Origin of the sequence: Dactylosporangium sp. CA-139066 (assembly GCF_050936175.1) — a bacterium.
GTDB lineage: Bacteria > Actinomycetota > Actinomycetes > Mycobacteriales > Micromonosporaceae > Dactylosporangium.
This window is the reverse complement of the sequence record NZ_JBNJNH010000001.1, coordinates 8,946,670-8,973,434: the sequence shown is the minus strand read 5'-3', so window position 1 is coordinate 8,973,434 and position 26,765 is coordinate 8,946,670. Positions and strand designations below refer to the sequence as shown.

The 26,765-nt window shown below is 72.8% G+C and carries 23 protein-coding genes; 15 read left to right on the top strand and 8 right to left on the bottom strand.

All coding sequences use genetic code 11. The features are described 5' to 3' along the window. Positions 1 to 61 precede the first annotated feature (61 nt). A complete protein-coding gene (locus tag ACQEVU_RS41095) occupies positions 62 to 1,411 on the top strand; it encodes a hypothetical protein (protein ID WP_433333534.1) in 1,350 nt (449 codons plus the stop codon). Positions 1,412 to 1,443: 32 nt separating this feature from the next. Here the strand turns inward: ACQEVU_RS41095 and ACQEVU_RS41090 are convergent, their stop codons facing one another. Continuing rightward, entirely contained in the window at positions 1,444 to 2,310 is an 867-nt protein-coding gene (locus ACQEVU_RS41090; RefSeq protein WP_433333532.1) for a hypothetical protein, read from the bottom strand. 227 nt (positions 2,311 to 2,537) lie between these two features. Beyond that, positions 2,538 to 3,815, bottom strand: a complete 1,278-nt coding sequence (locus ACQEVU_RS41085; protein WP_433333531.1) for an Ig-like domain-containing protein — start codon at positions 3,813 to 3,815, stop codon at positions 2,538 to 2,540. A 423-nt stretch (positions 3,816 to 4,238) separates the two neighbouring features. Between ACQEVU_RS41085 and gltB the strand changes: the two genes are divergently transcribed. From gltB to ACQEVU_RS41050, 7 genes are all read left to right on the top strand, one after another. Next, a complete protein-coding gene (gene gltB, locus ACQEVU_RS41080; protein ID WP_433333529.1) occupies positions 4,239 to 8,798 on the top strand; it encodes a glutamate synthase large subunit in 4,560 nt (1,519 codons plus the stop codon). After that, positions 8,791 to 10,266, top strand: a complete 1,476-nt coding sequence (locus tag ACQEVU_RS41075) for a glutamate synthase subunit beta (protein WP_433333527.1) — start codon at positions 8,791 to 8,793, stop codon at positions 10,264 to 10,266. The genes gltB and ACQEVU_RS41075 overlap by 8 nt, the downstream gene beginning before the upstream one ends. Positions 10,267 to 10,322: 56 nt before the next feature. Then, positions 10,323 to 11,027 carry a neutral zinc metallopeptidase gene (locus ACQEVU_RS41070; RefSeq protein ID WP_433333525.1) on the top strand — a complete coding sequence of 235 codons (705 nt, stop codon included), beginning with the start codon at positions 10,323 to 10,325 and terminating at the stop codon, positions 11,025 to 11,027. A gap of 104 nt (positions 11,028 to 11,131) precedes the next feature. Beyond that, on the top strand, positions 11,132 to 11,527 hold the full coding sequence (locus tag ACQEVU_RS41065; protein WP_433333523.1) for a hypothetical protein: 396 nt from the start codon (positions 11,132 to 11,134) through the stop codon (positions 11,525 to 11,527). Between the two features lie 106 nt (positions 11,528 to 11,633). After that, a complete protein-coding gene (locus ACQEVU_RS41060; RefSeq protein ID WP_433333521.1) occupies positions 11,634 to 12,878 on the top strand; it encodes a hypothetical protein in 1,245 nt (414 codons plus the stop codon). A gap of 5 nt (positions 12,879 to 12,883) precedes the next feature. Continuing rightward, positions 12,884 to 13,984, top strand: coding sequence for a S8 family serine peptidase (locus ACQEVU_RS41055; protein ID WP_433335274.1), 1,101 nt, complete (start codon positions 12,884 to 12,886; stop codon positions 13,982 to 13,984). A 274-nt stretch (positions 13,985 to 14,258) separates the two neighbouring features. Continuing rightward, positions 14,259 to 15,413, top strand: a complete 1,155-nt coding sequence (locus ACQEVU_RS41050) for a mechanosensitive ion channel family protein (RefSeq protein ID WP_433333519.1) — start codon at positions 14,259 to 14,261, stop codon at positions 15,411 to 15,413. Here the strand turns inward: ACQEVU_RS41050 and ACQEVU_RS41045 are convergent. Next, positions 15,394 to 16,509: a low temperature requirement protein A gene (locus ACQEVU_RS41045; RefSeq protein ID WP_433333517.1), complete on the bottom strand. Its 1,116-nt coding sequence runs from the start codon at positions 16,507 to 16,509 to the stop codon at positions 15,394 to 15,396. The two genes, ACQEVU_RS41050 and ACQEVU_RS41045, sit on opposite strands and share 20 nt — an antisense overlap. Before the next feature lie 101 nt (positions 16,510 to 16,610). Here ACQEVU_RS41045 and pyk point away from each other — a divergent pair, with 101 nt between their 5' ends. From pyk to ACQEVU_RS41025, 4 genes are all read left to right on the top strand, one after another. Next, entirely contained in the window at positions 16,611 to 18,032 is a 1,422-nt protein-coding gene (pyk, locus tag ACQEVU_RS41040) for a pyruvate kinase (RefSeq protein WP_433333515.1), read from the top strand. Positions 18,033 to 18,079: 47 nt separating this feature from the next. Further along, positions 18,080 to 18,949 (top strand): acyl-CoA thioesterase, encoded by an 870-nt coding sequence (locus tag ACQEVU_RS41035; protein WP_433335272.1) that lies wholly within the window; start codon positions 18,080 to 18,082, stop codon positions 18,947 to 18,949. 4 nt (positions 18,950 to 18,953) lie between these two features. Further along, positions 18,954 to 19,409: an RrF2 family transcriptional regulator gene (locus ACQEVU_RS41030; protein ID WP_433333513.1), complete on the top strand. Its 456-nt coding sequence runs from the start codon at positions 18,954 to 18,956 to the stop codon at positions 19,407 to 19,409. Positions 19,410 to 19,564: 155 nt separating this feature from the next. Next, the gene (locus ACQEVU_RS41025; protein WP_433333511.1) at positions 19,565 to 20,065 is read left to right on the top strand and encodes an NADPH-dependent FMN reductase; all 501 of its coding nucleotides are present in this window, start codon (positions 19,565 to 19,567) and stop codon (positions 20,063 to 20,065) included. Between the two features lie 6 nt (positions 20,066 to 20,071). Here ACQEVU_RS41025 and ACQEVU_RS41020 read toward each other — a convergent pair whose 3' ends face one another. Both ACQEVU_RS41020 and ACQEVU_RS41015 read right to left on the bottom strand, forming a co-directional pair. Continuing rightward, positions 20,072 to 20,293, bottom strand: a complete 222-nt coding sequence (locus tag ACQEVU_RS41020; RefSeq protein ID WP_433333509.1) for a hypothetical protein — start codon at positions 20,291 to 20,293, stop codon at positions 20,072 to 20,074. 524 nt (positions 20,294 to 20,817) lie between these two features. Next, the gene (locus ACQEVU_RS41015) at positions 20,818 to 21,273 is read right to left on the bottom strand and encodes an RrF2 family transcriptional regulator (RefSeq protein ID WP_433333507.1); all 456 of its coding nucleotides are present in this window, start codon (positions 21,271 to 21,273) and stop codon (positions 20,818 to 20,820) included. 150 nt (positions 21,274 to 21,423) lie between these two features. Between ACQEVU_RS41015 and ACQEVU_RS41010 the strand changes: the two genes are divergently transcribed. From ACQEVU_RS41010 to xylB, 3 genes are all read left to right on the top strand, one after another. Continuing rightward, positions 21,424 to 22,653 carry an ROK family protein gene (locus ACQEVU_RS41010; protein ID WP_433333505.1) on the top strand — a complete coding sequence of 410 codons (1,230 nt, stop codon included), beginning with the start codon at positions 21,424 to 21,426 and terminating at the stop codon, positions 22,651 to 22,653. Between the two features lie 127 nt (positions 22,654 to 22,780). Continuing rightward, the gene (gene xylA / locus ACQEVU_RS41005) at positions 22,781 to 23,941 is read left to right on the top strand and encodes a xylose isomerase (protein WP_433333503.1); all 1,161 of its coding nucleotides are present in this window, start codon (positions 22,781 to 22,783) and stop codon (positions 23,939 to 23,941) included. Continuing rightward, the gene (gene xylB / locus ACQEVU_RS41000) at positions 23,938 to 25,332 is read left to right on the top strand and encodes a xylulokinase (protein ID WP_433333501.1); all 1,395 of its coding nucleotides are present in this window, start codon (positions 23,938 to 23,940) and stop codon (positions 25,330 to 25,332) included. Before xylA ends, xylB begins: the two co-directional genes overlap by 4 nt. A gap of 221 nt (positions 25,333 to 25,553) precedes the next feature. Here the strand turns inward: xylB and ACQEVU_RS40995 are convergent, their stop codons facing one another. The 3 genes from ACQEVU_RS40995 to ACQEVU_RS40985 are packed head-to-tail and all read right to left on the bottom strand — an operon-like array spanning position 25,554 to position 26,748. After that, complete coding sequence (locus ACQEVU_RS40995) at positions 25,554 to 25,814, bottom strand: DUF4235 domain-containing protein (RefSeq protein WP_433333499.1); 261 nt, start codon at positions 25,812 to 25,814, stop codon at positions 25,554 to 25,556. Beyond that, positions 25,811 to 26,263 carry a DUF3618 domain-containing protein gene (locus ACQEVU_RS40990; RefSeq protein WP_433333497.1) on the bottom strand — a complete coding sequence of 151 codons (453 nt, stop codon included), beginning with the start codon at positions 26,261 to 26,263 and terminating at the stop codon, positions 25,811 to 25,813. The genes ACQEVU_RS40995 and ACQEVU_RS40990 overlap by 4 nt, the downstream gene beginning before the upstream one ends. After that, positions 26,260 to 26,748, bottom strand: coding sequence for a phage holin family protein (locus tag ACQEVU_RS40985; protein ID WP_433333495.1), 489 nt, complete (start codon positions 26,746 to 26,748; stop codon positions 26,260 to 26,262). Before ACQEVU_RS40985 ends, ACQEVU_RS40990 begins: the two co-directional genes overlap by 4 nt. Between the last annotated feature and the right edge of the window lie 17 nt (positions 26,749 to 26,765).

Genomic DNA, 26,765 nt, shown 5'->3' with positions numbered 1-26,765 from the left:
CCGCTGCACACCAAGGACAGGAGTGCGGGGCGGGAATGGTGAAGCTTTGGGGATCGGACCGGTGAGGCGGCGCACGGAAACCACGGCCGACGTTGACCTGCAGTGGCCCACCGGGCTCGGCACGGCGCTCGCCATCGCCTCGGGGCGGGCGCTGTCGTACCGCCGGGGCGTGCCCCGCCCGGTCGTCGCCGCGCCCCGCTGGAGCACCGCCCGCGGCCGGCACGCCCGCCGCGACCCGGGGACCACCCTCGACGCCGGCGTCGTCGCCCGCTGGCTCGTCGGCCAGCTCCCGCCCGGCCGCTACAACGGCCTCGTCGTCGGCTCGCCGCACGGCGCCGCGCTGCACCTGGCGGCGGCCCTCGGCGTGCCGTGGCTGCCGGCCGCGTTCGAGCTGCCCACGGCCGACATCGCCACCCAGGACGGCATGTCGCCCAACGGGGTGCCGGCCGACGGCGCCGCCGCGGCCCGGGCCGGCGAGCGCGGCGCCCGCGCGATCCTCGACGCCAACCCGGACGTGACCGTCCGCCAGGTCTACGACCCGGTGTGGCGGGGCTGGTCCGCGGCGTCGACCGCGTACGCGGTGGTGCGCTGGCAGCGGCTGCCGGACGCCTACCGCGACCTCATCGCCGACCGGCTGCGCCCGGGCGCGCCCATCGTCGTGACCCGCGACGTGAGCCGCTGGCTGACCCTGACCGGCCCGGCCGGGTACTCCTTCCAGCTCGGCGGCCGCGCCACCGGCCTGACCCCGGGCGACTACTACGACCGGCGCACCGCCCCGGGCCCGGTGCCGGGGCTGGACGGCGCGGGGGAGGGCCCGCAGGACAGCGACGGCGAGCGCAGCGTCGACCGCGGGTTCGTCGAGGACCTGCGCCGCTTCGCCTCCGCGCACGGCAACCCGGTCCGCCAGGTCCTCTACCGCCACCCGGACGTGCTCTCCGGCGCCGTCGCCGACCTGTACCGCGGCTGGCTGCGCGCCGGCGCCCGCACCGGCAACCGGCTCGTCGTGGAGTGCGGCCGGCTCCTGGACCCGTGGCACGTGGTGCGGGCCGGCCTCGTGCCGTACTGGTGCGAGTACCCGCTGCGCTCGGCGGTGGGGTCGCTGTCGTGGTGGCTGGCCGGCAGCGAGCCGTACACCTCCGTCGACGTGCTGCCCGAGCCGCCGGGCGTGCAGCTGCCGACGACCGCGCCGCTGTCGGACTGGGAGGCGGTGGCCGCGTTCGCGTCCCGCCGGGCGATGGTCGACGCCCGCTGCGCCCGTGCCTACCCGTCCGGTTCCGTGCCTGCCCACCACGCCACGCAGGTGCTGCGCTCGCAGCCGCACGACCTGCCGTACCTGCCGTACCTGGCGGCCGAGGAGGCCCTGACCGGCCTGGCCCAGCGCGGCCAGACCGACGGGCTGCTCGTCCTGTAGTGCAGGGCAGTACTGCCAGGTGCTGGTGGCTGCTAGGCGCTGGTGGAGTCCTCGGACTTCTCCTTGTTCTTCTGCACCTTGGAGATGACGTCGTGCAGGGGCTTGGTGCCGCTGCCGACGACCACGCCGGTGATGATGGCGTCGACCCACACCGGGATGCCCTGCCAGCCGTCGCCGGCGATGGAGTGCAGCAGGTAGAGCCCGCCGGAGGCCGACGCGACGGTGGCGAGGGCCACCGCGATGCCCCACGACACCAGGCCGCGGCTGGCGCGGCCCCGCTCGACCATCGACTTGGCGTGCGCGACCTGGATGAGGTCGTCGAGGGTGGCGTCGTGGTACTTGTTCGCCATGTTCGCCACCGCCCGCTCGAGCTCGCCCTTGGCGTGCTGGCCGGGCATGAACCGGGCGAACGGCTCGAGCACGCGCTCGACGGCGGTGGCGAACGCGAACAGCACGCCGAACAGCGCGGTCGCGTCCGGCAGGTGGATCTCGTCGGCGTTGACGCCGAAGTGGTACAGCGCCCACGACCCCGCCCCGCCGGCCGCCACGAGCAGGAACGCCGCGACGAGCGCGCCGATGCTGGCCGGCTGGGTGGCCACGGCCGCGGCCTCGCCCCCCGGCGCGGGCACGGCGTCGCCGCCGACGGCGACCGCGGCCCCGACCTCGGGCGCCGGTGCGGCCGCCGTCGGGGCGCCCGGCAGCGGGGCGCCCGGCACGGGGATGCGCTGGGTCGCGTCCTGGTCCGGCGGCCCGGCCTGGGTGGGGATGGCCGCACCCGGCTGGCCCGGGTACGGGTAGCCGGCCGGCGGCTGGGCGAGGTTGGGCGGTGCGACCGTGGCGGCGGCCACGACCCGGTTGTTGGAGGTGCCGAGGACGGCGGTGCGTCGGACCAGAGCCATGCGCGAGAGGCTAGCGCTCGTCGATGCCCCGGATCATCCGGGGATCGTGCACCCCGGCGTCGTTCCTTCGGAGGGCCCGACCGCAGCCGGTGGACCGGCTCCGCCGCAGCGTCGAGGCCGCCGTCCGCCCCGGGTGGGAGCAGAGCGGCGGCCTCGACGACGTTGGAGCTGCCCTGTGTAGCTGTGGTGTTACGCGGTAGCTGTGGTGTTACGCGGTAGCTGTGGTGTTACGCGGCCGGAGCGCTCGCCGGCGCCGAGGCGCCGGCCGAGGTCGACGCCGACGCCGAGGTGCCCGGGTTCGCGGTGTCCGCCGGCGCGGGCAAGGCGCTGCCCTTGACGTACTCGTCCCACGACTTGTCCCAGTCGGTCCAGCCGTTGCCCCATGCGAGCTTGCGGGTCGTGTTCTTCACGATCACGACGTCGCCGATCTTGGTGAGGTTGTACAGGTACTTTGCGTTGGCCTCGGAGACGTTGGTGCAGCCGTGCGAGACGTTGCGCTTGCCCTGGCTGTCCACCGACCAGGGGGCCGAGTGGATGTACTCGCCGCCGCTGGTCATGCGCTGCGTCCAGTACACCGTCTCGCGGTACGGGTCGTCGGGGTCGGTGCCGACGAACAGCTCGGACTGGTTCTTGTCCATGACCACCATGTTCCCGCTGGACGAGGGGGTCTTGGGCTTGCCGAGGCTCACCGGGAGCGTCTTGATGACCTGGCCGTTCTGCTCCACCGTCATCTGGTGGGTCTTGTCGTCGGTCGTCATGACGATCTTGTCGCCGATGGTGAAGGTGCTCGTGACGTCCTTGGTGCCCCAGCCGTTCTTGGTGAGCTGGAGGCCGCCGACGGCGAGCCGGACGTTGATCTTGGTGCCGGACTGCCAGTACTCCTTCGGGCGGTAGTGCACCTCGCCGCCGTCGAACCAGTACCAGGTGCCGACCTGGGGCGGGTCGGAGGTGACCAGCAGCCGCTTCTCCACCGCCGCGCGCATTTCCTTCGGGACGCTGGAGCCGAACCGCACGACGATGGGCATGCCCACGCCGTACGTCTTGTTGTCGGTGATCGCGGTGGAGACGTTGACCGTCTTGCCGGGCTTCGCCATGGTCGTGAACGTGATCTTCTTGCCGGCGGGGTCGCCGGCGGAGGTCACGCTCGCCGTGTACTGCGTGCCGTATTTGAGCTGCGTGCCGGGGACCCAGCTCGTCCCGTCGGAGCGCAGCGCGCCGGCCACCGCCGCCCCGGAGGCGTCCGTCAGCGTGACCTGGGCGCTGGCGCCCGGGCCCCCCTGCAGGGACAGCTCGGTGGCGGTGGAGACGTTGCTGGCACCGTCGGCGGGAGCGGCGAAGGCCGCCGTGGGCAGATCGGCGGACGCGGAAGCCGAGGGGCCGCCGGCACCGCCGTCATTGCCGTTCCACTTCGGTTTGACCTCGTCGCTGCCGCCGCAGCCGGCGGCGAGCAGAACAACGCTGGTGAGCGCGGCGATCGTGGCCAGTGCGCGTGCGGAGACTCCCATGTCCACACCTCCTTCTTGAATTGCGTCGTGACTGAGGATGCACCGGTCGCAACCCCGGTGTATCCCGTGTTTGTGCCACCGGTTCAACTTGCCGGGACCGCGCGGTGGCGGGCGATCCGGCCGGGCATCATCGTAGGAAGTAACGGATGACGGCAGCCATCCGCTCGTTGGACGTCTTCCGGACTGTCGGAGGTTGCGTGACAGTTCGGTAACAGCGGCCCCACCTGCCGCGACGTGGGATTTGTCACGATCTCACGCTGTAGGTCGGCCGCCGGTGCGCACGGTACGTTGGTCGGCAACCAACGCGGCGGGCGTGCCTGCATGGGGTACGGACTCGAGTACCAACCATGCAAATTGCGCCCGCTCTTCGCGTACACTGGCAAGACCGCTCCCCAGGGCCGACGTTGTCCCGATTTGCACTCGATGACGTCAGGAGGCCCGATGGTGTACCCGGGACCGCAGCTGCAGGGTCTGTACGACCCGGCCTTTGAGCACGACGCCTGCGGGGTCGCCTTCGTCGCCGATATCAACGGCCGCCGGTCCCATGACGTCGTCCACAAGGGGCTGTCGGCGCTGCGGCGAATGGACCACCGCGGGGCCCGCGGCGCCGAGCCCAACACCGGCGACGGCGCCGGCATCATGATCCAGATCCCGGACGCGTTCCTGCGCGCCGTCGTGCCGTTCGAGCTGCCCGCCGCCGGGCAGTACGCGACCGGCCTGGCCTTCCTGCCGACCGACGACGAGGCCGCGCAGCGCGCCCAGCGGGTGCTGGAGAAGTACGCGCTGGTCGAGGGCGCCCAGGTGCTCGGCTGGCGCGACGTGCCGATCGACGCCACCGACCTCGGCGCCACCGCCCTGGCCGCCATGCCGCGCATCCGCCAGGTGTTCCTCAGCGCCGAGAAGCTGGGCGCGCCGGGCACGGTGCTGTCCGGCCTGGACCTGGACCGGGTCGTCTACTGCGTGCGCAAGCAGGCCGAGCGGGAGACCCGGGAGCGGGGCATCCAGCTGTACCTGCCCTCGCTGTCGGCGCGCACCATGACGTACAAGGGCATGCTCACCCCGGACCAGGTCGTCTCGTTCTTCCCCGACCTGTCCGACGAGCGGGTCGCCTCGGCGATCGCGCTGGTGCACTCGCGCTTCTCCACCAACACGTTCCCGTCGTGGGAGCTGTCGCACCCGTACCGCATCATCGCCCACAACGGCGAGATCAACACGATCCGCGGCAACCGCAACTGGATGGCCGCCCGCGAGGCGCTGCTGGCCACGGAGAACCTGCCGGGCAACATCCGCCGGCTGTTCCCGGTCTGCACGCCCGAGGCGTCGGACTCGGCGAACTTCGACGAGGCCCTGGAGCTGCTGCACCTGGCCGGGCGCAGCCTGCCGCACGCGGTGCTCATGATGATCCCGGAGGCGTGGGAGAACGACCCGCGCATGGACCCGGCCCGCCGCGCCTTCTACCGCTTCCACGCCTCGCTCATGGAGCCGTGGGACGGCCCGGCCAGCGTGGCGTTCACCGACGGCACCCTCGTCGGCGCCGTGCTCGACCGCAACGGCCTGCGCCCGGGCCGCTGGTGGCAGACCAGCGACGGGCTGATCGTGCTGGCCAGCGAGGCCGGCGTGCTCGACCTCGACCCGGCCACCATCGTCGCCAAGGGCCGCTCGGCGCCTGGCAAGATGCTGCTGGTCGACACCGCCGCCGGGCGCATCCGCACCGACGACGAGATCAAGGCCGAGCTGGCCGCCGCCGAGCCGTACGACGAGTGGCTGCACGCCGGGCTCATGGACCTCGAGAGCCTGCCCGAGCGCGAGCACATCGTGTACACGCACGACTCCGTCCAGCGCCGCCAGCAGACCTTCGGCTACACCGAGGAGGAGCTCAAGATCCTCATCGGCCCGATGGCCAAGGCCGGCGCGGAGCCGCTGGGCTCGATGGGCACCGACACCCCGGTCGCGGTGCTGTCCACCCGGCCGCGGCTGATGTACGACTACTTCACCCAGCTGTTCGCGCAGGTCACCAACCCGCCGCTGGACGCGATCCGCGAGGAGCTCGTCACCAGCGTCGCGTCCACCATCGGCCCCGAGGGCAACCTGCTCAAGCCGGGCCCGGCGTCCTGCCGGCAGATCGCGCTGCCGTACCCGGTCATCGACAACGACGACCTGGCCAAGATCCTGCACATCGACGACGACGGCGACCTGCCCGGCTTCAAGGCCGTGCGGGTGTCGGGCCTCTACCCGGTGCGCGACGGCGCGACCGGCCTCAAGCGCCGGCTCGTGGAGATCATGCGCGGCGTGTCCGAGGCCATCGAGGACGGCGTGCGCATCCTGGTGCTCTCCGACCGCGACTCGACCGCCGACCTCGCCCCGATCCCGTCGCTGCTGCTCACCGCGGCCGTGCACCAGCACCTGGTCCGCGAGCAGACCCGCACCCAGGTGTCGCTGGTCGTCGAGTCCGGCGACTGCCGCGAGGTGCACCACGTGGCGCTGCTGTCCGGCTTCGGCGCCTCGGCGGTCAACCCGTACCTGGCGTTCGAGAGCGTCGAGGACCTCATCGCCACCGGCGCCCTCGCCGGGATCGACCCGGACAAGGCGATCCACAACTACGTCAAGGCGCTCGGCAAGGGCGTCCTGAAGATCATGTCCAAGATGGGCATCTCGACCGTCTCGTCGTACTGCGGCGCCCAGGTCTTCGAGGCCGTCGGCCTCGACCCGCGCTTCGTGGAGCGGTACTTCACCGGCACCCCGAGCAAGATCGGCGGCATCGGCCTGGCCGAGGTGCACGCCGAGATCGCCACCCGGCACGCGCGGGCCTACCCGTCCAACGAGGCCGAGCGGGCGCACCGGCGCCTCGAGGTCGGCGGGGAGTACCAGTGGCGGCGCGAAGGGGAGCTGCACCTGTTCAACCCGGAGACGGTCTTCCTGCTGCAGCACGCGACCCGCTCGAAGCAGTACGACGTCTTCCGCCGCTACACGGCCAAGGTCGACGAGCTCGCCGGGCAGGCCGGCTCGCTGCGCGGCCTCTTCGAGCTGCGCACCGGCGTGCGCCCGCCCGTGCCGATCGACGAGGTCGAGCCGGCCGTCGAGATCGTCAAGCGCTTCGCCACCGGTGCCATGTCCTACGGCTCCATCTCGGCCGAGGCGCACGAGACGCTCGCGATCGCGATGAACAACATCGGCGGCAAGTCCAACACCGGCGAGGGCGGCGAGGACTCCGACCGGCTGCACGACCCGCGCCGCCGCTCGGCGATCAAGCAGGTCGCCAGCGGCCGCTTCGGCGTCACCACCGAGTACCTCGTCAACGCCGACGACCTGCAGATCAAGATGGCCCAGGGCGCCAAGCCCGGCGAGGGCGGGCAGCTGCCCGGCAACAAGGTGTGGCCCTGGATCGCCCGGACCCGGCACGCCACGCCGGGCGTCGGGCTCATCTCGCCGCCGCCGCACCACGACATCTACTCCATCGAGGACCTCGCGCAGCTCGTCTTCGACCTCAAGAACGTCAACCCCTCGGCGCGGGTGCACGTCAAGCTCGTGTCGGAGGTCGGCGTGGGCACCGTCGCGGCCGGCGTGGCCAAGACGAAGGCGGACGTCATCCTCATCTCGGGGCATGACGGTGGTACCGGTGCGTCGCCGCTGAACTCGCTCAAGCATGCCGGCACGCCGTGGGAACTCGGGCTGGCGGAGACGCAGCAGACGCTGCTGCTGTCGGGCCTGCGCGACCGGGTCAGCGTCCAGGTCGACGGGCAGCTCAAGACGGGCCGGGACGTGGTCATCGCGGCGCTGCTCGGCGCCGAGGAGTACGGCTTCGCCACCTCGCCGCTCATCGTCTCCGGCTGCATCATGATGCGCGTCTGCCACCTGGACACCTGCCCGGTCGGCATCGCCACCCAGAACCCGGAGCTGCGCAAGCGGTTCACCGGCGCGCCGGAGTTCGTCGAGAACTTCTTCTGGTTCATGGCCGAGGAGGTCCGCGGCTACCTGGCCGAGCTCGGCTTCCGCACCCTCGACGAGGCGATCGGCCACACCGAGCTGCTCGACGTGCGCCCGGCCGTGCACCACTGGAAGGCCGGCGGCCTGGACCTGACGCCGCTGCTGCACGTGCCGCCGCTGGCCGACGACGCCGTGCGCCGGCAGACCACCAAGCAGGACCACCGCCTCGAGCGGGCCATCGACAACCAGCTCATCGCCGCGGTGTCGCCGGCCCTGGACGCGGGCGAGTCGGTCCGGCTGGAGATCACGGTGCGCAACGAGCACCGCTCGGTCGGCGCGATGCTGGGCGGCGAGGTCGTCCGCCGGGTCGGCGGCGCCGGGCTGCCCGACAACACCGTGGACATCACGCTGCGCGGCACCGCGGGGCAGTCGTTCGGCGCCTGGGTGCCCCGCGGCGTCACGCTGCGGCTGTACGGCGACGCCAACGACTACATCGGCAAGGGCCTGTCCGGCGGGCGCCTCATCGTGCGCCCCGACGAGCGGGCGCCGTTCGTCGCCGAGGACCAGATCATCGGCGGCAACACCGTGCTCTACGGTGCCACCGGCGGCCAGCTGTTCATGCGGGGCCGCGCCGGCGAGCGCTTCGCGGTGCGCAACTCCGGCGCCGCCGCGGTCGTCGAGGGCGTCGGGGACCACGGCTGCGAGTACATGACGGGCGGTACCGTCGTCGTGCTCGGCCCCACCGGCCGCAACTTCGCGGCGGGCATGTCCGGCGGCGTCGCCTTCGTCTGGCGGCTCGACCGCGACCGGGTCAACGCCGAGCTGGTGGACCTGCGCCCGGTGTCGGACCCGGCGGCCCTGCGGGCCCGGATCGAGGAGCACCTCGCCGAGACCGGCTCCGCCGTCGCCGAGCGTCTGCTGGCCGACTGGGAGACCGCGGTCGCGGAGTTCACCGAGGTGATGCCGCGGGACTATGAGCGCGCGATGGAGGCGATCCGGGCCGCCGAGGCCGCCGGCCGCGACGTGGATGCGGCTGTCATGGAGGTGGCCCGTGCCTGACCCGAACGGTTTCCTGCGCTTCGAGCGGCGGCTGCCGGCCCGGCGGCCGGTGCCCGTGCGCCTGCGGGACTGGCGGGAGGTGTACCCGTCCGCCTCCGACGAGCTGATCCGTGAGCAGGCCACGCGCTGCATGGACTGCGGCATCCCGTTCTGCCACGACGGCTGCCCGCTGGGCAACCGCATCCCGGACTGGAACGACCTCGTCCGCACCGGCGACTGGGACTTCGCCATCGAGGCGCTGCACGCCACGAACAACTTCCCGGAGTTCACCGGCCGGCTGTGCCCGGCGCCGTGCGAGGCGGCCTGCGTGCTGTCCATCGCCGGCGGCCAGGCGGTCACCATCAAGCAGGTCGAGGTCGAGATCATCAACCGGGCCGTCGCGGCCGGGCGGGTCACGCCCCGCCCCGCGCCCGAGCGCTCCGGCAAGAGCGTCGGGGTCGTCGGCTCCGGCCCCGCGGGCCTGGCCGCCGCCCAGCAGCTGGCCCGCGCCGGCCACGACGTCACCGTCTACGAGCGCGACGACGCCCTGGGCGGGCTGCTGCGGTACGGCATCCCGGACTTCAAGCTCGAGAAGGAGCACATCGACCGCCGCCTGGAGCAGCTGCGGGCCGAGGGCGTGCGCTTCAAGACCGGCGTCAACGTCGGCGTGACCGTGTCCGTGGAGGAGCTGCGGGCGTCGCACGACGCGCTGCTGCTGGCCTGCGGCGCGCTCGCCGGCCGCGACACCGCGGAGACGCCGGGCCGCGAGCTGCGCGGCATCCACCTCGCGATGGAGCACCTCGTCGAGTCCAACCGGGTCGTCGCCGGCAAGCAGCCGTCGGCGTCCATCACCGCCGAGGGCAAGCACGTCATCATCATCGGCGGTGGCGACACCGCGGCCGACTGCCTCGGCGTCGCCCACCGGCAGGGCGCCCGCTCCGTGCTGCAGCTGGACCAGTACCCGGTGCCGCCGCAGGAGCGCGACGAGGGCCGCGACCCGTGGCCGACGTGGCCGTGGATCCTGCGCAACTACCCCGCGCACGAGGAGGGCGGCGAGCGCGCCTTCGCCGTCGCCGTGACCTCGTTCGAGGGCGACGCCGAGGGCAACCTCACCGCGGTGCGCATCGCCGAGGTACAGGTGTCCAGGGTGAACGGCCGGCGCATCGTCTCCGTGGTGGAGGGGACCGAGCGGGAGTACCCCGCCGACCTCGTGCTGCTGGCGATCGGCTTCGAGGGCACCGAGGAGGGCCCGCTGCTGGCCAACCTCGGCCTGACCCGTAACCGCCGCGGCGGCATCGACACCGACGGCACGTGGCAGAGCTCGGCGCCCGGCGTCTTCATCGCCGGCGACATGCACCGCGGCGCGTCGCTCATCGTGTGGGCGATCGCCGAGGGCCGCGCCGCCGCCGCGTCGATCCACGCCTACCTGGGCGGCGACGGCACCCTCCCGTCGCCGGTCGACCCCGCCGCGGTGGCCCTATCCGCCTGAGGTGCACTTCGGGAGCGGACCTCGTAGCCGGTTCGCTCCCGGGGTACCCCTCGGCCATGAAAGCCCCTCGCCTGTTGACGGCCGCGCTGGCCGGCCTGCTGCTCCTGCTGTTCTCCCCGCGCCCGGCCCACGCTGGCCGCACATTCTCCGGCGCCTTCTCCAGCGACCTGTCCACGGCCATCTCGGTCACCGAGCGCTACTGGTCCGCGAAAATCGTCGGCTTCCGCCCGATCGCGCGGATCGTCCCGTACACCTCGGACGGCGAGCTCTCGTGCGGCCTGCAGCCCATCCCCGCCGAGAACGCCGCGTACTGCCCGATCGGCGATTTCATCGCCTACGATTCGGCGTGGGCCGAGCAGGTGTACACCCAGATGGGCGACGCCTTCGTCTTCTACCTGCTGGGCCACGAGTACGGCCACGGCATCCAGCAGCGCCTGGGCATCCAGTACCAGTTCACGATCTACCAGGAACTGCAGGCCGACTGCTTCGCCGGCGCCGTGATCGGCGACTCCATCCGCGTCGGCGACCTGCGCCTGGAGCAGGGCGACCTGGACGAGCTGAAGTCGGGCCTGATCTCGGTCGGCGACCCTCCGGGCGAGCCGTGGTTCCAGGAGGGCGCCCACGGTTCCCCCGCCCAGCGCACGGCCTCGTTCTTCAGCGGGTACGACACCGGCCTGGACGCCTGCGACCTGCCCAGGCAACAGCCGCCGGCCCCCTTCCCGGCGACGTCCCCAACCCCGTCCTGGCCGTGGGGTCCGTGACCTTTATGTCGGTTCTGCGGCTCCCCTGAACGGGGTCGAGCCACGCATCGCTAGTCGGCTACCGTCGGGGGTGTTCGATACGCATCGTGGCGGGGGAGGGCGCGATGAGTGAGCACAACGGTTTCACGGTCGACGTAGCGGCCGTGCACGGCTTCGGCACCGACTTCCAGCACGACCTGGACGTCCACCTGTCAGCCGAGATGACGCAGACCTTGACGGTGTTCGCAAACACACCACTGTTCGGCACGCAGGCGCTGAGCGACGACGTGAAGCAGGCCGCGAAGAACTACCACGCCCGGCTGGTGGAGCTGTACGAAGCGCTGGACGTGCTCATGTACAACGGCGAGGTCATGGCCCGCGCCGCTCACGTGATTGCCGACGCATACACCTCGGCGGACGCACTGGCGAGTACGGACGTTCAGACGGCCATGTCGGAGGCGGGGCGGGCGGTCAATGCGGACGTCCCGCCTGTCGACCCGAAGCTGGGCCGGCCGATCTGATGTCCGCTCAGTCACCGTCGCGTGGCCGCCGGCCGCGCCGGGTTTGCGCGTTCTGCCGGATCGTTGCCGGTGGGGTCGCCGAGCACGGCGGCCGTTCGATACGGTCATGGTCTTCGATGCGCGTCGTAGTGGGGGCATACTGATGGCGCAGACGTACGCGAACTACTCCCTCCCGCAGCTGTGGGCGGTCGTCGCCGTCGAGGATCCAGAGACGGGATTTGCGCATGTCAACGCCTTGAATCGGCTTCGGGCGGCGATCGAGCAACAACGCGACAACCTACGAGGTCACCGGGACCGGCTGATGGAAGGCTGGCCGCCGGAACGCAGCGACGCTTCGGCCGCATTCGTCGGGCGAATCAACGACCTGATCGACGCGTTGACGTACATGGCCCGTGCGACGGGCCAAATCTGCGTCGGCGTGGACGAAACGTACGCGAGCATCCGCGACGCGCGGCGGCAACTGGAGTCGCTGCACGCCGGCTACCCGCGGAGCACCGGCCAGGGGATCGCGGTTGCCAGAACCAGCGATCCCGCGCTGGACCAGCGTGGCCGAGACGTAATGATCGCGGCGGACGGCAGGATCGCCGACGCGGCCAAGTCGTACAGCACCCCGCTGCCGACGCCAACCCGTTCCATTGAACCGGGTTCGCAAATCATCGAGAACGACTCGGAATCGAGCGGCTCGACCGCGAGCGTGTCCACGGGCGGCGGCCGTTCCGTGATTCTGCCGCCGCCCGTCTTCGAACCGCCGCCGGCGGTCGGAGGCGGATCCGGTGAGGGCGGGACAGAGGGAGGAGGAACGCAAGCGGACCCCCTCGACGACGGGCCTGGGACTGTGCTTGCAGGCGATCCGCCGAGCCGATCGCCGCTGCCGCCCAGCGGTGGGGCAGGAGGCGGCTATCCCACGTCAGGGCCGGTCGGCGTGATCGGTGGCGATCCGCGTCCGGGCGGCCCTGCGGTGAGTCCTGGCATCGGTGTGGGCTTGCGGCCCGGCGCTGTGGGAGCTGGAGGCGTGATCGGCGGGCCGCGGCCTTCCAACCCGTCGGCGGAGCGGGTACCAGGCGCGCCCATCGGCGGTGTCCCTCCGCGCGTCAGCTCGGCCCAGGCCGGGCGGCCACGTCGCGCCGTGAGCCCATCGGCGCCCTCGGAATCTTCGTCTGCGGGCCGAGCCGCGGGGCCCGCTGGGGCATTCCGTGACCGCTCGTACGAGGAATACGCAGAGCGGCGTCGATCGAAGCGCGGCGGCGACGACGAACTGTGGTCGGTTGAAGAAGGCGTGCCGCCCGTGTTGGATGCCGCGCCGCAACAGCGTCACGAACCTGGACCGGGCGTGCTCGGGATCGACCGTTGATCACTGTGGTGCGTCGCCTGTGCGCCGGGGTGCTGGCGGCGGTCGTGGTGCTGTTGCTGACCGCCCGCCCCGCTGCCGCCGACAAGGTCCGGGATCAAGAGTGGCATCTCGCGGCGCTCGGGATCCGGCAGGCGCAGGGGATCAGCCAGGGTGACGGCGTTGTGGTCGCCGTGCTCGACACGGGGGTAGACGCCCAGCACGCAGAGCTGTCGGGCGCGGTCCTGCCGGGCAGAGGTTTCGGCGAGGGCAATACCACCGACGGCCGGACCGATTCCGTCGGTCACGGTACGGCGATGGCCGGTCTGATCGCCGGACGTGGACTGCCCAACGGCGGCGGTGTTCTCGGCGTGGCGCCGAAGGCCATGATCCTGCCCGGGCAGGTGCTGCGCGGCGAGTCGAAGTCTGCCGGAACAGGGATTTCTGACGGGATCGACTGGGCGGTCGAACACGGCGCGAAGGTCATCAACCTGTCCCTGGACGTCGGAGAGGATCCGCAGATTCGTCAGGCGGTCGAGCGGGCGCTGCAGGCCGACGTCGTGGTGGTGGCCGGGGTCGGCAACACCACGGATCGGAGCGGGGTTGCGTTCCCGGCCAGCGTTCCCGGCGTTGTGGCTGTCGGCGGTACGGACCGCAACGGTGACCACGCGTCGGTGTCGGTGACCGGCCCTGAGATGGTGATCGCCGCGCCTGCCGTGGATGTCGTGTCGACGCGACCACAAGGGAAGTACGGCGTCGGTTACGGCACGAGCGACGCGACGGCCATCGTGGCCGGGGTGGTGGCGCTGGTCCGGGCCAAGTATCCGAACCTGTCCGGGCCGGAGGTGGTACATCGGGTCACGGCCACGGCCACGGACAAGGGCAAGCCGGGGCGCGACGACGAGTACGGGTTCGGGATCGTGAATCCCGTGGCTGCGCTCACCGCCGATGTACCGCCAGCAACAGAGTCCTCGGCGGCACCGGCGGTAACTGCGGCGCCGTCCGGCGCGGCGGGCGGTGGAGGGTCCAGCGGAACGCCGGTGAAGGTGGGGGCGATCGCCGCGGGTGGTGCCGCGTTGGTGTTGGTTGTCGGGCTCGTGCTCTGGCGGACGGCGCGGGGGCGCCGGTGACGTCAACGCCGAATCGCGTTGACGATCGATCGATGCTTGGCCTGCGGTGGTTGCCGCCGATGGTGCACCGTTCCCGTCCAGCGTCGAGCCCTGGTTCGCTGAGGGCGCGGGCGGCGCAAACAGGGGCTTGCGGCCCTCGTGAGTGGGAGGCGTGGCGCTGGTGTTGCCTGCCGGGCTGGTGTTGTGGAGGGTGGCGCGGCGGCGGCGCGTACCGCTGGACTGATCACCTCCTCGCGGAGTGTGGCGATCACCCCATGCGGGTAACGCGCGCAGAATGCAGGAGACGGTCGTTGACACGCTGGCGCCGCTTGGGATTGCGCTCGGGGCGGCGCTGCTGGCGTTGCTGGTGGTGCAGCTCGTGCACGTCGTGCTGCTGCGGGCGGGGCGGCAGTCGCGGTTTCTCACCGATCTGGCCAACAGGGCGCATCGGCCCGTGCAGTGGGTGATCGTGCTCTGTGCGGTGTACTTCTCCGTGCGCGCGGCGGCCGACGGGGCCTCGTGGCGGCACACGTTCCTGCACGCCGATCAGCTGATCATCATTGCGGCGGCGGCGTGGCTGCTGGCGGCGCTGCTGGTGGTGGGCGAGGAGGCGGCGCTGTCGCGGTTTCGGACCGACGTGCCCGACAACCGTACGGCGCGGCGGGTGCACACGCAGGTCGTGATGGTCCGGCGGGTGACCGTGGCCGTGATGGCGGTGCTCGCGGCGGCCGTGATGCTCATGACGTTTCCCGAGGCGCGGCTCGTGGGGACCAGTGTGCTCGCCAGCGCCGGGTTCGCGGGGATCATCGCCGGTCTCGCGGCGCAGAGCGTGCTGCGCAACCTGTTCGCGGGACTGCAGCTGGCGTTCTCCGACGCGGTACGCCTCGGCGACGTGGTCATCGTCGAGAACGAGTGGGGGCGGGTGCAGGAGATCACCCTGTCGTACGTCGTCGTGCACGTCTGGGACGACCGGCGGCTCATCCTGCCCACGTCGCGGTTCACGGAGCGGCCGTTCGAGAACTGGACGCGGAGCGAGTCGGCGCTGCTCGGCGCGGTCTTGTTCGACGTCGACTGGTGGCTGCCGGTGCCGGAGATGCGCGAGGAGCTGCGCCGGGCGCTCGAGTCGACGGACCTGTGGGACGGGCGGGTGTCGGTGCTGCAGGTCATCGAGGCCACCGGGAGCGCGATGCGGCTGCGGGCGCTCGTCAGCGCCCTGGACGCGCCGCGGCTGTGGGATCTGCGCTGCTTCGTGCGCGAGCACATGGTGACGTGGCTGCGCGACTCGCACCCGGCGGCGCTGCCGCGCCTGCGGGGCGAGATGAGCTCGGCGACGCCGCTGCACGCGACGCTCACCGGGCAGACGCACACCACGGACGGCGACGCGCGGGTGTTCAGCCACAGCGTCGACGGGCGGGCCCGGGCGGAGGCGTTCACCGGGCGCGAATCATGATCCTCGCCGCCACCGCCGCGACGAGCAGGCCGGCCACGAGCGGCAGCGCCGGCCCGGCGAAGGCCGCGCAGATCACGAGCGCGGCGGCCAGGTACACCACGAACGCGGCGGCCGCCGGGCGGGACGGCAGGTGCAGCAGCTGCAGCGACACCAGCAGCACGGCGACCGGGATGCACACCGCCAGGTTGCCGCGCAGCGTCGGGCCGTCCGACGTCAGCGCCACCGCCAGGCCCGCGCCGAGCGCGGCCGCCGAGCCGAAGACGAAGAAGTGCCCGTACCCCCACACGAACGCGTGCCGGTTGTCCACCAGGCGGTCATGGACGGGCTGCTCGAAGTACAACCACCAGAATGCGAACACGATCAGCAGCCCGCTGCCGGCCACCCACCACAGGCGGCCCGTGCCGAAGCCGCCCTGCACGGCGAGGGTGGTCGACAGGACGATCTCGCCGAGCACGATGATGAACAGCAGGCCGTAGCGCTCGGCGATGTGGTGCGGGTGCCACGGCGTCGACCAGCCCCGCTCCGCCCACACCGGCACCGACAGCTCGGCCGCGGCCATCACCACGAACAGCGCCGTGTGCATCGTGCCGTGGGCGAACAGGATCAGGGCCCAGCCCACCATGCACGCCGAGACGCCGGCCGCCATCTTCAGCGCGGTGCGGCGGGCGTCGTCGCGCAGGCCGTGCGCGGCCCGCAGCCACTGCGCGGTGAGCCCGATCCGCATGATGACGTAACCGAGGGTGACGACGCCGAGCCGGCCGTCGAACGCGGCCGGCACCCCGGCGGCGAGCACCAGCACGCCGGCGATCTGCAGCAGCGCCGTCAGCCGGTAGGGGACGTCGTCGGCGTCGAACGCCGAGGCGAACCACGTGAAGTTCATCCACGCCCACCAGATGGCGAAGAACACCATGACGTACCCGGCCACGCCGTGCGCCACGTGGTGCTCCGCCACGGAGTGGTGCAGCAGCTGGCCGAGCTGTGCGATCGCGACCACGAAGCACAGGTCGAACAGCAGCTCGAGCGGCGTGGCGACCCGATGGGCCTCGCGGGTGTCGCGGGCGCGCATCGGCCGCCGCCACTGGGGCAGAGTGGACATCGGACCAGTATCGAGCAAAGCCAGGGTTTCCAACGTCTCAACTGATGGCGTGGGGCCGGGGCAGCGCATACGCGCGGTGGCCGAGGGGCTAGCCTCAGGGTGTGACTCGACGCGCCAAAATCGTCTGTACGCTCGGCCCCGCCACTTCGTCGGCCGAGCGGCTCCGTGGCCTCGTCGACGCCGGTATGGACGTCGCGCGGCTCAATTTCAGCCACGGAAGCCACGAGGACCACGCCTCGGTGTACAACCTCGTCCGGGAGGCCGCCATCGGCGCCGGTCGCCCCGTGGGCATCCTCGCGGACCTGCAGGGTCCCAAGATCCGACTCGGTCGTTTCGCCGACGGGCCGCACGAGTGGCGGACCGGCGACACCGCGGTCATCACCAGTGACGAGATCTCCGGCACCAAGGACCGGGTCTCGTGCACCTACAAGAAGCTCCCGCAGGAGGTCAAGCCCGGCGACCGGCTGCTCATCGACGACGGCAAGGTCGCCGTCGAGGTGACGAGCGTCACGGGCAACGACATCGCGGTCCTCGTCACCGAGGGCGGCATGGTCTCCAACAACAAGGGCGTCTCCCTGCCCAACGTGGCGGTCAGCGTGCCCGCGCTGTCGGAGAAGGACGCCGAGGACCTGCGCTTCGCGCTGCGCCTGGGCGCCGACTGGATCGCGCTGTCGTTCGTGCGCTCGCCCGACGACATCAAGCTCGTCCACGAGATCATGGCCGAGGAGGGCATTCACCGCCCGGTCCTGGCCAAGGTCGAGAAGCCGGAGGCGGTCGCCGCGCTCGAGGCGATCGTCAACGCGTTCGACGGCGTCATGGTCGCCCGCGGCGACCTCGGCGTCGAGATGCCGCTGGAGCAGGTGCCGCTGGTGCAGAAGCGCGCCGTGCAGCTGTGCCGCGAGCAGGCCAAGCCGGTCATCGTCGCCACGCAGATGCTCGACTCGATGATCGAGAACGCGCGCCCGACCCGGGCCGAGGCCTCCGACGTGGCCAACGCGGTGCTCGACGGCGCCGACGCGGTCATGCTGTCGGGGGAGACGAGCGTCGGGAAGTACCCCATCCTGACGGTCTCCACGATGGCCCGCATCGTCGCGACCACCGAGGGCGGCGCGCTGACCGTGCCCCGCCTGCAGCACGACCCCCGCACCAAGGGCGGCGCGCTGACCTCGGCGGCGTCCAACATCGCGCGCAACATCGGCGCGAAGGCCCTCGTCGCGTTCTCGCAGACCGGCGACACGGTGCGCCGCCTGGCCCGCCTGCACTGCGAGCTGCCGCTGCTGGCGTTCACCCCGGAGCCCACGGTCCGCAACCAGCTCACCCTCAGCTGGGGCGTGCAGACCTTCGACGTGCCGTTCGTGGAGCACACGGACGAGATGTTCAAGCAGGTCGACCTGGCCCTCGTCGGACTGCCGTGGCTCGCGCCCGGCGACGACGTGGTCATCGTCGCCGGCTCCCCGCCCGGCACCCCGGGCTCCACGAACACGCTGCGCGTCCACCAGCTGGGAGCACTGTCACAGGACTGAGCGGCCTGCACGGGCAGGTTCCTGCGTAGATTGTCCGTGTGACCGAACTGGCAAGCGGGCAGGCCGCGGTGGACGAGCTCGTGCGCCTGCTGGATCTCGAGCCGCTGGGGGACGACCGGTTCCGGGGCATCAGCCCACCGGTCGGCCCTCAGCGCGTCTTCGGCGGGCAGGTGGCCGGCCAGGCCCTCGTCGCCGCCGGCCGCACCGTCGAGCCGGCCCGGCACGTGCACTCGCTGCACGGCTACTTCGTGCGCCCCGGCGACCCGAGCGTCCCCATCACGTACACCGTGGAGAACATCCGCGACGGCGGCTCCTTCTCGGTGCGCCGCTCCGTCGCCGAGCAGCACGGCGAGGTCATCTTCTTCATGTCGGCGTCGTTCCACCGCTCCGAGGAGGGGCTGGACCACCATGAGCCGGCCCCGCCGGACGTGCCGCCGCCGGACGAGGTGCCGACGATGGCGGAGCGCCTGGCGAAGTACCCGGAGCGGGCCGGCATCTGGAGCACCGTCCCGCGCCCGATCGACGTGCGCTACGTCGGCGAGCCCGGCTGGGTCCGGCCCGGCAACCGCCCGGCCGAGGACCACCAGCGGGTGTGGATGCGGCTGGACGGCAAGCTCCCCGACGACCCGTTGCTGCACACGTGCGTGCTCACCTTCGCCTCCGACCTGACGCTGCTCGACTCGGTGCTGTCGGCCCACGGCGCGGTCTGGGGCCCCGGCGGCTTCGCCGGCGCCAGCCTCGACCACGCGATGTGGTTCCACCGCCCGTTCCGCGCCGACGAGTGGTTCCTCTACGACTGCGTGAGCCCGTCGGCCTCCGGGGCCCGCGGCCTGGCCACCGGCCGCATGTTCACCGCGGACGGCCGTCACATCGCCACGGCCGTGCAGGAGGGCCTGTTGCGACGCGTGGGAGGATGAGGACATGCGCCTTTCGGCCCGAGTTGACTACGCACTGCGCGCGGTGGCGGAGCTGGCGGCCAGCTCCGGCGACGCCAAGCTGGTGACCGCGGACCGCCTCGCCGCGGCCCAGCAGATCCCGCCGAAGTTCCTCGAGAGCATCCTGCTGCAGCTGCGCCGCGGCGGCATCGTCGTCGCCCAGCGCGGCCCCGAGGGCGGCTACCGCCTGGCCCGCCCGGCCGCCGACATCTCCCTGGCCGAGATCATCCGCGTCATCGACGGCCCCCTGGCCAACGTCCGCGGCCAGCGCCCCGAGGAGCTCGGCTACCACGGCGCCGCGTCCGCGCTGCAGGACGTGTGGATCGCGCTGCGCGCCAACGAGCGCCTCATCCTGGAGACCGTGACGATCGAGGACGTGGTGACGGGCGAGCTGCCGGAGCGCGTGCGCGACCTGGTGGCCGACCCTCGCGCCTGGGTGTGACGTTTTTTCTGGCCCTGGCTCGGGTCCGTGCAAGTTACGACCGTTCTTCCCACGAGACACCGGTCGACGCTGAAGCGTCTCCCTGCCAGCTCCGCGGTGCCAAGGGCGAAAAACCCGCTATTCCCCATCGGTTTGATAGGGGATAGGATCGGCGGGTGATCGTGGTCCTCTCCGGTAACCCGCGCCCCCACTCGCGCACGCTGCACCTGGCCGAGGAGGTCGGCGCCGCCCTCGCGGCCCGCCTGGCCCAGCCGGTGCCGCACACCATCGACGTCGCGGCGCTCGGCCCCCGCCTGCTGCAGCCGGCCGACCCCCAGGTCCAGGACGCGCTGGACCGCCTGCGCCGCGCCACCGTCCTGGTGGTGGCGACCCCCACCTACAAGGCGACGTACACGGGCGCCCTCAAGGTCCTGCTGGACCAGCTCCCGCCCCAGGCCCTGCGCGCCGCGGCGGCCGTGACGGCGGTCACGGCGGCGGCCCCGGCCCAGGCCGAGGCGACCCAGCGCCACCTGCGCGAGCTGCTCACCGAGCTGGCCGCGACCCCGGTGGACCCGCCGCTGTCGGTGCTCGAGCAGGACCTGGCCAACGCCGGGCGCACCGCCGCCGAGTACGTGACCACGATCGGCGACGCCTTCACCGCCGCCGGCGTGGCCTGACGCCGGTCAGCCGCGCAGCGAGGCGGCGGCGAGCAGCGCCGGCGCCTCGTCCCCCGCCGGGTGCTCGATAAGCTCGTTGAGCGACCGCGCGATGCTCACGAGCGCATAGGTCTGCGTCACCCGCAACGTACGATCCATCTCGAGATCGTCGGCCATGTCCAGCTCGGCGCGGATGCTGTGCAGGAACCCCTCGGCCGCCTGCAGGTACGGGTCGTGCGCTTTCGACATACCCCGAGCGTAGGGCCGCTCCCGCCCGCCGAAGGCGGTTCGCCGAGATCGGCGGGCCCTGTGCGCTCGCCGGCCTCCCGACAAGTCGGGCGCTCCGCGCCACGACTTGTCGGATTTATGCCCCGGCAGGCGATAAATCCGGCACAATGCCGCGGATCGGCTCGCGCCCGGTGCACGCCAAGCGCGGACGCGGCTGGGTCGGTCCGTGGGCACCGGGGCGGTCGCGTGCGCCCGGCACGCGGGGGAGCGTGGGAAGCGCGGACGCCGACGCGGGCCGGTGGTCCGCGGGCGCTGGGGGACGGTCATGAAGGGCGCCGGCGACGTCCGGGCTGTGCCAAGCCCGGACGCGTGCGGTCGCGGGCCGGCGGTGCGCCACGCGGGTTGCCGTCAGCTGCCCGCTCGCGTCGTCGATGAGCAGCGCCGACCCGCACCGGCCGGCGAATATTCGGGTGCCGGGCCCGACGCGAACAACGCACCAGCTCGTCGCTGGAGTGACGCCGTTGCGGGACAATGGGCCAGCACAGCTATCTGGGCTGCCAGGCCGCCGGGGGAGTTGTGAGGCGGCGGACGTGGGCGGGCATGCGGCCGCGTACGACGTCGGCGAGGCTCACCTCGTCCAGCACGTTGCGCACCGCCGCGCGCACCGCGACCCACAGCTGCTGCAGGTGCTCCGCCGTGCCCGAGTACATGGCCTCCTCCGGGCGCACGCCGCGGACCTCCGCCAGGGGGCCGTCGACGGCGCGCAGGATGTCGCCGACCATGATCTCCGACGGCTGGCGGGTCAGGACGTAGCCGCCGTCGACGCCGCGCTGGCCGCGCACCAGGCCGGCGCGGCGCAGGTCGCCGAGGACGGCCTCGAGAAACTTTCGCGGCATGTCCTGCTCGTCGGCCAGGCCGGCGGCCGACACCACGGCCGGATAGGCGGCGGCGAGCCCGAGCGAGGCCCGAACCGCATAATCCCCGCGCGCCGAGATGTGCATCGAAAGACTGCCTTTCCGGCCGGGCTGGTGGCGTACCTTGTCCGATACCAATGTAGGGTGCCCGCCCGCGGGTGATCGCCGGGGTAGCGTTGTCGGATTATGCGATCAGATGAGCCACGCCGCGGCGCCGACCACAACGTGATGCGGGAAGTGAACCGCTCGCTGGTGCTGGCCCTGGTCAAGGAGGGCGGGCCGGTGTCGCGCGCGAGCATCGCCCGGTCCACCACCCTGGCCAAACCTACGGTGTCCGCGATCGTCGACGAGCTCATCGCCGACGGGCTCGTGCGCGAGATCGGGCCCGGCTCGACCGCGGTCAGCGGGGGGCGGCCGCCGATCCTGCTCGAGTTCAACGCCCGCTCCCAGCTCGTCGTGGGCGTGCACATCGGCGCCCGGCGCACCACGATCGCGATCGGCGACGCGGCGGGGGAGGAGATCGCCCGGCGCGAGTTCCCGACGCCGCGGCCGCCGGGCGGGGCGGCGCCCGGCGGCGGGGCGCGGCCGGTGGCCGAGCCGGGGGCCGAGCCGGAGGTCGTGCTCGGCAAGGTCGCCGCCGAGGTGCGCGACGCGATCGCCGGGGCGGGGCTGCCGGGCGCGAAGATCGCCGCCGTCGGGGCGGTGCTGCCGGGGCTCACCGACTTCCACACCGGCGTGTGCCTGCTGGCGCCCAACCTCGGCTGGCGCGACGTGCCGGTGCGCGACATCCTCGCCGCCGAGCTCGGCGCGCCCGTCTACGTGCACAACGCCGGGCAGGCGGCGGCCGTCGCCGAGAACCTCGAAGGGGCGGGGGAGCGGGTCGGCGACCTGGCCCTGCTCTACGCCGGCACCGGGCTGTCCGCCGGCGTGCTCTCCGACGGGCGCGTCTTCCACGGCGTCGGCGGGACCGCCGGGGAGATCGGGCACAACGCCGTACCGGGCATCGAGGAGCCCTGCAACTGCGGCAACGTCGGCTGCCTGGAGACGGTGGCGTCGGGGCCGGCGATCGTCCGCGCCGCGCGCCGCGCGCTCGCCGCCGGGGAGCCGTCGGCCCTCGCCGGGCTCGACGGGTTCGACGCCCGGGACGTGGCCGCGGCCGCGCAGGCCGGCGACGCCCTCGCCGGGGCGGTCATCGCGGCCGCCGGCGAGCACCTGGGGCTGGCCGCCTCGTGGCTCATCAACGCGTACAACCCGGCGCTCGTCGTCGTCGGCGGCGGCCTGGCGGCGATCGGCGACCTGCTGCTCGACCCGCTGCGCGCGGCCGTCGAACGCCACGCGCTCGCCCCGGCGCTGCGCGGGGTGGAGATCCGGGCGTCGATGCTCGGCCCCGACGCCGAGGTCCGGGGCGCGGTACTGCTGGCGCTGCAGCACTCGGAGACGTACTACCGCGTGGTCTTCCGGGCCTAGAAAACCTTCGCCGCGAGGGCCGGGGGCTCAGTGCGAACGGGGTTAGTTCTTATCTTGAACTAACCCCGGCCCGCGGCGTAACCTGAGGCCCACATCCGCCAACCCCCCGCCCGCGAAGAGGTACCTCATGAACGATTACCAGCCCAGCCGCGAAGACAAGTTCTCCTTCGGGCTGTGGACCGTCGGCTGGCAGGCCCAGGACGTGTTCGGCGGGCCGACGCGCGCGCCGCTGGACTCCGTCGAGGCCGTCCACCGGCTGTCGGACCTCGGCGCCGCCGCGGTGACGTTCCACGACGACGACCTGTTCCCGTTCGGCAGCGACGACGCGACCCGGGACAAGCTCATCGGCCGCTTCAAGGACGCGCTCGGCGAGACCGGCGTGCGGGTGGAGATGGTCACCACCAACCTGTTCAGCCACCCGATCTTCAAGGACGGCGGGTTCACCTCCAACGACCGCGCGGTGCGCCGGTTCGCGATCAAGAAGGTGCTGCGCAACATCGACCTCGCCGCGGAGCTCGGGGCGGAGACCTACGTGCTGTGGGGCGGGCGCGAGGGGGCCGAGTCCGGCGGGGCGAAGGACGTCGCCGCCGCGCTCGACCGCTACCGCGAGGGCCTCAACCTGCTGTGCGCCTACGTGCGCGAGCAGGGGTACGACATCCGCTTCGCCCTTGAGCCGAAGCCCAACGAGCCGCGCGGCGACATCCTGCTGCCCACCATCGGCCACGCCCTCGCGCTCATCGCCACCCTCGAGGAACCCGACCGCGTCGGGCTCAACCCCGAGGTCGGCCACGAGGAGATGGCGGGGCTGAACTTCGCCCACGGCATCGCCCAGGCGCTGTGGCACGGCAAGCTGTTCCACATCGACCTCAACGGCCAGCACGGCCCGCGCTTCGACCAGGACCTGCGCTTCGGCGCCGGCAACCTGCGCGGCGCGTTCTGGACCGTCGACGTGCTCGAGAACGGCGGATACACCGGCTACCGCCACTTCGACTACAAGCCGCCGCGCACCGAGGACTACGACGGCGTGTGGGAGACCGCCCGCGCCTGCATGCGCAACTACCTCATCCTGCGCGAGCGGGTCCACTCCTTCCGCGCCGACCCGGACGTCGCCGCCGCCCTGGCCGCCGCCCGCGTCGAGGAGCTGCACGAGCCGACCCTCGGCGAGGGCGAGACGATCGAGTCGCTGCGCGCCGAGGAGTTCGACGTCGACAAGCTCGCCGCCCGCGGCGGGGCGTTCGAGGTCCTCGACCAGCTGGCGATGGAGCACCTGCTCGGGGTGCGCTCATGACCCTCGTCGCCGGGGTGGACACCTCCACCCAGTCGACGAAGGTGCTCGTGTGCGACGCGGACACGGGCGCGGTCGTGCGGGAGGGCCGCGCCGCCCACCCCGACGGCTCCGAGGTCGCGCCCGCCCGCTGGTGGGACGCGTGGCTGGAGGCGACCGCCGGCGGCCTGCTCGACGGGGTCGCGGCGATCGGCGTCGGCGGGCAGCAGCACGGCATGGTGCTGCTCGACGAGGCCGGCGAGGTGGTCCGCGACGCGCTGCTGTGGAACGACACCCGCTCCGCCGGCGCCGCCGAGGACCTCATCGCCGAGCTGCCCGGCGGCGCGGCCGGCTGGGCCGAGGCGGCCGGCTCCGTGCCGGTGGCCAGCTTCACCGTCACCAAGCTGCGCTGGGTGGCCCGGCACGAGCCGCAGGTCGCGGCCCGCGCCGCGGCCGTCGTCCTGCCGCACGACTGGATCACCCACCGGCTGCGCGCCGACCGGTCCGCGGCGCCGACGACGGACCGCGGCGACGCCTCGGGCACCGGCTACTGGTCGCCGGCCACCGGGGAGTACCGCACGGATCTGCTGCGGCTCGCGTTCGGCCGCGACCTCGCGCTGCCCCGGGTCGCCGGGCCGGCCGAGGTCGTCGGCGAGACCGCCGCCGGCGCGCTGCTGGCCGCCGGCACCGGGGACAACATGGCGGCGGCGCTCGGCCTCGGCCTGGGCCCCGGCGACGTCGTGGTGTCGCTGGGCACGTCCGGCACCGTGTTCGGGGTGAGCACGGCGCCGGTGGCCGACCCGAGCGGCACCGTGGCCGGCTTCGCCGACGCCACCGGCCGGCACCTGCCGCTGGTCTGCACCCTCAACGCGGCCCGGGTGCTCACCGCCGCCGCGGACCTGCTCGGCGTGTCACTGTCCACACTGGACGAGCTGGCGCGCTCGGCCGAGCCGGGCGCGGGCGGGCTGACGCTGCTGCCGTACCTCGACGGCGAGCGCACGCCCAACCTGCCGGCGGCCCGGGGCCTGCTCAACGGGCTCACCCGCGCCAACGCCGGCCCGGGCAACCTCGCCCGCGCCGCGTACGAGGGCATGCTGTGCGGCCTCGCCGACGGCCTCGACGCGGTCCGCGCGGCCGGGGTGCCGGTGCAGCGGGTGCTGCTCATCGGCGGCGCGGCGGCGTCGCAGGCGGTGCGGGCGATCGCGCCGGCGCTGCTCGGGATGCCGGTCAGCGTGCCGGAGCCGGGGGAGTACGTGGCGCTCGGCGCGGCCCGCCAGGCGGCCTGGGCGCTGCGCGGCACGGCCGAGGCCCCCGCGTGGCCGGTGTCCGCGGCCGAGGTCGCCGCCGTTCCCACCGAGGGGATCCGCAAGGTGTACGCCGACGTGCGCGACCGCGCGCAGGCCCTGCTGCGGTGACGGATGCCGGCGCCGGGCCGTCCGACGGCCCGGCGCCGGACCACCTCGCACCGGGGCCGCTCCCTCGCGCGGCCCGGTGCCGGATCACGTTCGCAGCACAGACTCTGGGCTCGCCCGGTTGCCGGGTCCGGTTGCGGCACGGAGCGACCCGGTTGCACCGCAACGAACAAGGGGCCTCCCGCGGCAAACGGGAAAGCCCCTTACGCATGCACCGGCCTGGCTCAGCCCGGCCAGTCGCCGGTCAGGCGGCGCACACCGGCCGCGCCGCCGCGGTCGATGGCCGCCCTCACCACGGCGAAGATGGCGCCCTGCAGCGCGGCGGCGGCCAGGACCTCGCCCCAGCCGTACTCCTGCGACGTCGCCTCGGGCGCCTCGTCCTGCCCGGCGAGGCGCCGCCACACCTGCTTGAACACGAAGCTCGCGGCGACGCCGCCGGCGATGCCGAACGCGATGCTGAACGGCTTGTACAGCAGCTTGTTCACCAGCGCTCCCGGTGATTGTTGCGGTACCCGATCAGCGCGGCCAGGACCAGCAGCGCCGAGCCGACGACCCACGGGGCCGGGCGCTCGCGCGCCGAGTCCAGCATGCGCCGCAGGCCCCGCTCGATGCTCTGCCGCGGGTTGGTGCGCAGCTCCCGGCCCGCGTACGCGGCGTTGACCGCGACCTGCTCCACGCCCTCGCGCATGCGCAGCTTCGCGGCGTTGACGGAGGAGTGCACGGCCTCCTGGGCGCGGGCCTTCACGTCGGCCTTGGCGGCGAGCGCCTCGACGGTCTGGCCGAGGTCGGCGCGGGTGCGGGCGATCTCCTCGCGCAGCAGGGCCGGGTCGGCGGACGGTTTGTGCCCGTCGCCGGCGTGGCGGTGGTGGCCGTTGGTGTGGTGCTCGTGGCCGTACATGTCGGCGGGCCCCCGGCTCGACTCGGTCGCGGTCATCGGTGGCCCCCGTGCTTCGCCGAGGTGGTGACGGTGTCGATGTCGGCCCGCACACTGGCGACCGACTCCTCCGGCAGCGGCGAACCGGCCTTGCGGACCTGCCCGCGGCCGAGCAGCGCCAGCACGCCGGCGATGGCGAACAGGACCACGCCGACGATGAGCGCCGCCAGCCACACGGGCATGACGACGGCCAGGGCGGCGATGACGGCGGCCATCAGCGCCCCGCCGCCGTAGAGGGCCACGACGCCGGCACCGCCGAACATGCCCATCCCGACGCCGGCCCGCTTGCCCTTCTGGGCCAGCTCGAGCTGGGCCAGCTTCAGCTCGTCGCGCACCAGCGTCGAGACCTGCTCGGCGGCGAGCCGGACGAGTTCGGCGGTGGATCGCTCGCCCACCGGCGCCGCCGCCTCCCTGACGGGGCCCGGCGCGATCGGGTGCTGCACGCGCGGCGCGGTCGCCGGGCGGTTGTTCAGGGTGTACGTCATGGCTTCTCCCCTCGCCG

Bases quoted from the DNA above. Each gene is read 5' to 3' on its own strand.
- ACQEVU_RS41065 (WP_433333523.1), top strand. From the start codon at position 11,132: ATGAGTGAGCACAACGGTTTCACGGTCGACGTAGCGGCCGTGCACGGC.
- ACQEVU_RS40990 (WP_433333497.1), bottom strand. From the start codon at position 26,263: ATGACCGCGACCGAGTCGAGCCGGGGGCCCGCCGACATGTACGGCCAC.
- ACQEVU_RS41060 (WP_433333521.1), top strand. From the start codon at position 11,634: ATGGTCTTCGATGCGCGTCGTAGTGGGGGCATACTGATGGCGCAGACG.
- gltB (WP_433333529.1), top strand. From the start codon at position 4,239: ATGACGTCAGGAGGCCCGATGGTGTACCCGGGACCGCAGCTGCAGGGT.
- xylB (WP_433333501.1), top strand. From the start codon at position 23,938: ATGACCCTCGTCGCCGGGGTGGACACCTCCACCCAGTCGACGAAGGTG.
- xylA (WP_433333503.1), top strand. From the start codon at position 22,781: ATGAACGATTACCAGCCCAGCCGCGAAGACAAGTTCTCCTTCGGGCTG.
- ACQEVU_RS41070 (WP_433333525.1), top strand. From the start codon at position 10,323: ATGAAAGCCCCTCGCCTGTTGACGGCCGCGCTGGCCGGCCTGCTGCTC.
- ACQEVU_RS41050 (WP_433333519.1), top strand. From the start codon at position 14,259: ATGCAGGAGACGGTCGTTGACACGCTGGCGCCGCTTGGGATTGCGCTC.
- ACQEVU_RS41020 (WP_433333509.1), bottom strand. From the start codon at position 20,293: ATGTCGAAAGCGCACGACCCGTACCTGCAGGCGGCCGAGGGGTTCCTG.
- ACQEVU_RS40985 (WP_433333495.1), bottom strand. From the start codon at position 26,748: ATGACGTACACCCTGAACAACCGCCCGGCGACCGCGCCGCGCGTGCAG.
- ACQEVU_RS41030 (WP_433333513.1), top strand. From the start codon at position 18,954: ATGCGCCTTTCGGCCCGAGTTGACTACGCACTGCGCGCGGTGGCGGAG.
- ACQEVU_RS41015 (WP_433333507.1), bottom strand. From the start codon at position 21,273: ATGCACATCTCGGCGCGCGGGGATTATGCGGTTCGGGCCTCGCTCGGG.
- ACQEVU_RS41090 (WP_433333532.1), bottom strand. From the start codon at position 2,310: ATGGCTCTGGTCCGACGCACCGCCGTCCTCGGCACCTCCAACAACCGG.
- ACQEVU_RS41085 (WP_433333531.1), bottom strand. From the start codon at position 3,815: ATGGGAGTCTCCGCACGCGCACTGGCCACGATCGCCGCGCTCACCAGC.
- ACQEVU_RS41045 (WP_433333517.1), bottom strand. From the start codon at position 16,509: ATGTCCACTCTGCCCCAGTGGCGGCGGCCGATGCGCGCCCGCGACACC.